The sequence below is a fragment of the Tunicatimonas sp. genome (assembly GCF_049647865.1).
Classification (GTDB): Bacteria; Bacteroidota; Bacteroidia; order Cytophagales; family Cyclobacteriaceae; genus Tunicatimonas.
On sequence record NZ_JBARYM010000256.1, the window covers coordinates 1 to 6,239 of the forward strand.

The 6,239-nt window shown below is 47.1% G+C and carries 6 protein-coding genes; 3 read left to right on the forward strand and 3 right to left on the reverse strand.

What is annotated here, in order from left to right; all coding sequences use genetic code 11:
- On the reverse strand, positions 1-238 hold a 238-nt coding region (locus tag WBA23_RS07930), incomplete at its 3' end, for a hypothetical protein (protein WP_424581737.1).
- A 116-nt stretch (positions 239-354) separates the two neighbouring features.
- On the opposite strand from WBA23_RS07930, the gene WBA23_RS07935 reads away from it, so the two are divergent.
- The 3 genes from WBA23_RS07935 to WBA23_RS07945 are packed head-to-tail and all read left to right on the forward strand — an operon-like array spanning position 355 to position 5,080.
- Entirely contained in the window at positions 355-2,799 is a 2,445-nt protein-coding gene (locus tag WBA23_RS07935; protein ID WP_424581738.1) for a TonB-dependent receptor, read from the forward strand.
- A 4-nt stretch (positions 2,800-2,803) separates the two neighbouring features.
- Positions 2,804-3,727 carry a DUF4625 domain-containing protein gene (locus tag WBA23_RS07940; RefSeq protein ID WP_424581739.1) on the forward strand — a complete coding sequence of 308 codons (924 nt, stop codon included), beginning with the start codon at positions 2,804-2,806 and terminating at the stop codon, positions 3,725-3,727.
- 60 nt (positions 3,728-3,787) lie between these two features.
- Positions 3,788-5,080: an aminotransferase class V-fold PLP-dependent enzyme gene (locus tag WBA23_RS07945; RefSeq protein ID WP_424581740.1), complete on the forward strand. Its 1,293-nt coding sequence runs from the start codon at positions 3,788-3,790 to the stop codon at positions 5,078-5,080.
- Positions 5,081-5,160: 80 nt separating this feature from the next.
- Here the strand turns inward: WBA23_RS07945 and WBA23_RS07950 are convergent, their stop codons facing one another.
- Both WBA23_RS07950 and WBA23_RS07955 read right to left on the reverse strand, forming a co-directional pair.
- Positions 5,161-5,577 carry a hypothetical protein gene (locus WBA23_RS07950; protein WP_424581741.1) on the reverse strand — a complete coding sequence of 139 codons (417 nt, stop codon included), beginning with the start codon at positions 5,575-5,577 and terminating at the stop codon, positions 5,161-5,163.
- Between the two features lie 133 nt (positions 5,578-5,710).
- Positions 5,711-6,136 carry a Fur family transcriptional regulator gene (locus tag WBA23_RS07955; RefSeq protein ID WP_424581742.1) on the reverse strand — a complete coding sequence of 142 codons (426 nt, stop codon included), beginning with the start codon at positions 6,134-6,136 and terminating at the stop codon, positions 5,711-5,713.
- Between the last annotated feature and the right edge of the window lie 103 nt (positions 6,137-6,239).

Below are 6,239 nucleotides of genomic sequence, written 5' to 3' on the forward strand. Positions count from 1 at the left end.
GACTTACGTAGTAGCGGGCACCGGGAGTGAGTGGTTCGTTTACCGTAAAGGTCGTCTCACCAGTAACTGGGTTCATTATCATCATTTGGTTTTCCCCCGCGATCATCGCTAGGCGGATGTACTCTCCTTCTAGTTCAGAAAAAGACTGGGAAACATCCGGTTCCGGATCGTTGTCGGAACAGGAAAAAGTGAGCCAGACTAGGCTCAATAACATAAAGGATAGGCGAAGATTTTTCATAGAATTAATAGTTTTACTTTTGTTTGCGAAAGTAGAGTAGCAGTTTTACATTTGCAACATAGTTGCGTTAAAAATTTTTATAAATTTCCGCAATCGCACACATTTCTAACCAAAGAATGCCCCATTATTTTTCAACGAAATATAATTATATCCAATACTATTGCATTCTTATCAGAAGCGACTTAAATGCGTATATTATCACACTTGCGTTTCTCTTATTATCCTTTAGCAGTTTAGCTCAATCGTTTTCATTAAGTGGACAGGTCGTAGATGAGTATCTTAAACCCATCGACGGGGCTCAAGTAGAATTACTGAATCCTCATCAGTTACAGCTCACCAATTTTGAGGGGTTGTTCACCTTTACAGTTCCTACTGATACCAATTATACATTAATGGTACGCTCGTTAGGATACGCCAAGCAACACGTAACACTGTCACCGAATGCAGCCCGACCACCAATCCAAATTCACTTAGTACCGGATGCAAAAATTTTGGCGGAAGTACAGATTGACGGTGCCGCAATCCGCACTACTTCTACCTCTTCCCAAACGGTAACCACAATTACGCGCAACGACTTAGATCAGGCAGCCGGGGGAAGCTTCGTAGATGCGCTCACTCCGGTAGCGGGCATCAATGCCATCAACACCGGAGTGGGCATTGCTAAACCGGTGATTCGGGGTATGAGTTATAACCGGATTATGGTGAACGATCAGGGCGTGAAGCAGGAGGGGCAGCAGTGGGGCTCCGACCACGGACTGGAAATTGACCAGTTTGACGTGCAGCAGGTAGAAATTATCAAGGGGCCAGCATCGCTGCGTTACGGCTCCGATGCAATGGGCGGAGTGATTAACATTCTACCCGCTCCATTTCCGGAAGCGGGTCAACTCCAAACCGAGGTGAAGGGTATTTATCAGTACAATAATAATTTACGCGGAGTAAGTGCTGCCGCCGAAGGCAATCAGCAAGGCTGGCTCTATCGGGTGCGTTACAGTCACCAGGACTTCGATAACTACCGGGTACCCGCCGACCGCTTTACCTACGCCGGTTTTGAGCTGCCGATCTACGACGAGCGACTACGCAACACGGCCGGACAAGAACGAAACTTCGCTTTCACTACCGGACTAAAACGAGCTTGGGGGCAGTCGACAGTGAAAGTTAGTCGGTTTCATCAGCGAGTCGGTTTGTTTCCGGGAGCGGTGGGAATCCCAAGTGGTTACCAACTCCAGCGTTACGATCAGCGGCGCAGCATCGGTCTGCCCCGGCAAGACAACACCCACTGGAAGGTGCTGTGGAATACGCAGTACGGTTGGGATCGGTCCACCCTCGAGATTGATGCGGGTTATCAGCACAACCAACGCTTAGAAGAATCGCTGCCCCACACTCAGAATGTAGGCCAAACAGTAGATGGTACCGTGGCGCACGATTTACGGCTAAGAACCTATTCACTTAACGCCCGGCTTATTCAGGAAATAACTTCCCAGTGGACGGTTACTTACGGGGTGCAGGGGCAACGGATGCAGAACGGCTATGGTGGGTTTGAGTTTTTGATTCCAGCTTTCACTACCTGGCAGGGGGGTGGGTTTGCACTGCTTGAGTACGCTGATTCGCCGGTTAATCCCCGCTGGCAGTTCAACGCTGGTTTACGTTTCGATGGCGGACAGCACGACATCCTGGAGCACCAGCAACCTTTGTACGATGACGTGCTACAACCCACCTGTAAGTTTGATCAGCGCAACGCTGACCTAATCCGACAGTTTGCCGATGTAAGCGGAGCGGTGGGAGCCCAGTGGCAACTCTCATCCACTTGGCAAATGAAACTTAACCTTGGCACTAGTTTTCGGATGCCGACTGCTATAGAATTAGCCTCTAACGGCGTTCACCACGGCACGTTTCGTCATGAGTTGGGCAATCCTGACTTGCAATCGGAGCGGGGCTATCAACTTGACTACGCACTGACGTACCGACGAGGTAAAATCAGCAGTACGCTCACGCCGTTTGTGGCCTACTACGATCAGTATATTTATCTGGCTCCGACCTCTTCGTTTAGCCGTTTGCCCTCGGGCAGCCAGCTTACCTGGGAGTTTCGGCAGGCGGATGCCGCCTTTTGGGGTGGCGAATGGGTTACTACCTATCAGCCTGGTTCAGCCTTAAAAGTGCAAGCCTCGCTGGAGTACGTGGCTAACTATAATCTTGACTTTCAGTTACCGCTCCCGCTCACTCCGCCCTTTTCGGCCTTAGGCGAAGTAACTTATCAGGTAATTTCACAGCGTGGGGTTTTGCAATCGCTGGAGCTGCACGGCGATGTCCGTTGGGTAGCCGATCAAAACCGAGTAGACCGCAACGAGCGAGCTACGTCTGGTTATACCTTGCTGGGTGGGGGCGTAAGTAGCGAATGGGCTATTTGCGATACATTTTTAAATTTAATGGTGCAGGTTGACAATGCGCTTAATACACAATATCTGCACCACCTAAGTCGCTACCGTTTGCTGAACTTACCCGAACCGGGTCGCAATGTGGTGGTCACCCTGCGGGTTCCTTTATCTTTTTCCATAAACTCATAACAGCATGAAAAATTATCTGCCTATACTATTTACCACGTTTGCGCTAACTGCTTGTTCGGATAATGATCCGGACGACCCTAGCAATGATCTGGATGCTCCGGTTTTTTCTTCTATCAGTCGTCCTTACTCTGAAAGTGATCCCAATGTAGTTAAGATACGAGGCGAATACATGGAAGTATTGTCGGAAAACAGTACCGAACTGTTACTACAGGGTGAACTATCGGATAATCTGGCTCTCAGTGAGATGCGAATTGATATTCATAATTCCCAGGATGGACATACTCACGCCCGCATCGAGCAGCGATTACCGGGCTTTCGAGTCGATGAAGTAGTTCAAATGGATGGCACTAGCCATACGATTAACCGAAGCATCCGCTACGATGACCGCGACTATCTGGCCGGGCCGTATCACGTATTACTGCACGCGGTGGATGCGGCCGGTAACAGCACCTCCTTCAACGATGGTTCTAGTGTAGTACGCAGTGTGTATCTCAAACGCCCTTATATGCCATTAATCTCGCTTACTAATGATCCGGACGCATCGCTTGAGGAATTATCCGGAACGGCAGGTAGCCCACTGGCAGTTGAAGGTTATCTGGAGCACCAACGCGGTGAGCACGACTTTGCCATTACTTTTATTCGTTTATCGCTGGTGCAGGACACCGACCGCACCGATAATACCGACTGGCAAGGAGATACTAGCTACGAAGCCATATGGGGCGAATCGCAGTTTCTGCGGGATAATACTGGGGCAATGCTGGCTGGGGACGATGTTCCTGCTTTCACCAACGATCAACTACCGTTAGCAACACTGTGGGAAAGTCAACCCTATACCCTACGGGCAAATGACGATAAACGAGTGCTGCGTATTGAAGTGGAAGATGAAGGAGGCAACTTGGCAGTACGGGAGTTCAAATTAGTTATTTAGTAAGAATCACTATTACCAACTTATATTTGGTATATTATCGCATACACAACTCAATAAGCTATGAAAAATCATACTAGACGAAACTTTTTAAATAAAGCTAGTGGTCTACTGGCAGGAACAGGAGTTTTATCTGCTTTGGCCCCCTCCGCAGTGGCTCGTATTCAGGATTTTAGTGAACAAAAGGGGCAACTATCAGCAGAAACTTTAGCGAGTGATGAAAGTTACTGGCAAGAAGTTCAAAAGGCGTTTAGTGTTAATCCCGACTTTGTTAATTTGGAAAATGGGTACTACAGTCTGATGGCTGAACCGGTGACTACTGCTCAAGTTGATGACCTAAGAATGATTAACGCCAATCATTCCTTCTATATGCGCCGCCAGCATAAGGAAGATCGGGCAATAGTTAAGGAACAAGTAGCCAAACTAGCGGGCTGCTCTCCCGAAGAACTTATCCTCTGTCGTAATACTACCGAAGCATTAGATACCGTTATTATGGGATTGACTATGCAGCCGGGCGATGAGGCTATCATGACTGAGCAGGATTACTACAGCATGTTGCAGTGCTTTGCCATGCGCGCCCGGCGCTTCGGTTCGGTCAATAAAATTATTAAACTACCCTTTCATCCCCAATCGGACGAAGAAATTGTTGCCGCCTACGAAGCAGCGATCACTCCTAAGACCAAAGTCATTCTGGTTACCCATTTAATTAACACCACTGGGCAGATTTTACCGGTTCGTAAGATTGCCGATATGGCTCACGCCCGGGGGGTAGAAATAATTTCTGACTCAGCCCACGCCTTCGCTCACATGGATTTTAAGATTCCAGATCTGGACTGCGACTACTTTGGGGCTAGCCTACATAAGTGGCTGGGTGCCCCCCTGGGTACGGGTATTTTATACATGAAGAAAGATAAGATCAATAAGGTTTGGCCGCTGTTTGGTGACGATAAGTACGCAGATACCGACATCCGCAAGTTCGGCCACATAGGTACTATCCCTTGTCACAATGATCGGGCAACAGAAGATGCTATCGCATTTCACTACACCATTGGCGGCGCAAAGAAAGAAGCTCGCTTGCGCTACCTAGCAACCTACTGGATGGATAGAGTGAAGGACATCCCAAAGGTTGTTATTAATACCCCCGCCCAGTCGGCTCGCTACTGTGCTATTGGCAACGTGGGCATTAAAGGAATGGATTCTCACAAACTGGCTGATACCCTGTTTGAAAAATACAGCATCTTCACCGTAACCAAAAATGTCGGGGAAATAAGTGGCGTACGAGTCACCCCGCATCTGTATAATAGCCTGGATGATTTAGATCAATTGGTGGTCTCCCTGAAAGAACTGGCCGCCTGACGAAGCTACTATTGGGATGATACTTCCGAGGCTGCTTCGTCAGTCATACGTTGGTGTTCGTCTTGCATGATTTGGTGTTCTTACATCATCATGTCGTGTTCCTTATCCATCTGCTGATGCTCTTCGCGCATGGTGCTAAATTGAGCTTCCATTTCCTCTTCGGTGAAGTTACTAACTTCTGGGTTTTCCAGGAGAGCACTATGTTTATCAATGACGGTTTGATGCTCATCGATCATGGCTTGATGTTTTTTCATCATAACTTCATGCTGGTCATGTACCGCACTGAACAGCGAATCATCTTCAGCGTTAAATACTGCCTGATGATCCTGCACCCAGCGTTGATGAGTTTGTTCTATGCTATCGTGATGAGCTTTCATTTGCTGATGAGTTTCTTCCATTTGGACGTGTTCTTCCTGGAAATCAATAATTATCTCTTGACTCCTGGGAGAACAGGCAATCACGAGGGTGAGCGGAATAAAAAGAAAAGAGCGTGACATAATAATCGGATAAGGTTATCAATTACTACGACAACTAAGCTTACGCAAATTTGATGCGTTTGTAGAGATGTAGCTACAACGACTATACCTTACACTTGAAAAGAATAGTTACTATTAAGGAAATGTGTAAAACTTAATTGTTACACGCTTTACAAGTGCCACTAAGGGTATAGTTTAACCGATCTACCGAAAACTCATCGGAGACCGCTACCTCGGGTACTTTTACATCTTCCAAACAGTAGGTTTGATGGCACTGATCGCAGATAAAATGGGCATGTTGATCAGTGTGTTGTTCGTCGGGACAGTGCTGTCCACAAAGGGCGTATTTAGTACCTCGCTCATCTTCTGAAGCCCGGTGCAGTATACCGTGCTCTTCAAATGCATTTAAAGCTCGATATACGGTAACCCGGTCCAGACGAAGCTTCACTTTGGCAATAATATCGCCAGCTGATAGTGCAGTATCGTTTTTAAGGAATAGCTTTAACATCTCAGTACGAATAGGCGTTTTTCTTAACCCATGCGCGTGCAGAAGATCCGTAACCAATTTTTGATTATTCATATCAACGATATACTAGCAATTTTTATGCTGTTTTCCAAAATATCTGAACAACAGAGAATCCTTGATAATGGTATATTATCAAAGACGTATCCTGTCTTTCAAA

Excerpts from the sequence above, each read along its gene's own strand:
- WBA23_RS07935 (WP_424581738.1), top strand. The coding sequence starts at position 355 with ATGCCCCATTATTTTTCAACGAAATATAATTATATCCAATACTATTGC.
- WBA23_RS07950 (WP_424581741.1), bottom strand. The coding sequence starts at position 5,577 with ATGTCACGCTCTTTTCTTTTTATTCCGCTCACCCTCGTGATTGCCTGT.
- WBA23_RS07945 (WP_424581740.1), top strand. The coding sequence starts at position 3,788 with ATGAAAAATCATACTAGACGAAACTTTTTAAATAAAGCTAGTGGTCTA.
- WBA23_RS07955 (WP_424581742.1), bottom strand. The coding sequence starts at position 6,136 with ATGAATAATCAAAAATTGGTTACGGATCTTCTGCACGCGCATGGGTTA.
- WBA23_RS07940 (WP_424581739.1), top strand. The coding sequence starts at position 2,804 with ATGAAAAATTATCTGCCTATACTATTTACCACGTTTGCGCTAACTGCT.